This is a genomic window from Planomonospora algeriensis (assembly GCF_977012225.1).
In genome coordinates, this window is record NZ_CDRNDK010001143.1 from 1 (window position 1) to 322 (window position 322).

The window sequence follows — 322 nt, forward strand, 5'->3', positions numbered from 1 at the left end:
CCAGGAGGAACGATCATGAGCAGTGGATGCTGCGGCCCGGCCGCCCCCGCCGAGCAGAGCGCGCAGGCCGTACCGGTCGTCCAGACCGCCGCGGCCGAGCAGGCCGCCCGCGACGAGCAGGTCGTGCTCTCACCGCAGCTGGGCCATCTGCCCGTCGTGGTGATCGGCGCCGGGCCGGTCGGCCTGGCCGCCGCCGCCCATCTGGCCGAGCGCGGCCTGGACTTCCTCATCCTGGAGGCCGGATCCCGGGTGGGCGCCTCGATCGCCCAGTGGGGGCACGTGCGGACCTTCAGCCCGTGGAAGTACGACATCGACGCCGCCG

Annotated in this window: 1 protein-coding gene; it reads left to right on the forward strand. The window is 74.5% G+C overall.

Annotated features, from left to right (window positions below; translation table 11 throughout):
- Nucleotides 1-15: 15 nt before the first annotated feature.
- Nucleotides 16-322: FAD-dependent oxidoreductase (locus ACWJ6R_RS38190; protein WP_449066827.1), on the forward strand; the 307-nt coding region annotated here is incomplete at its 3' end.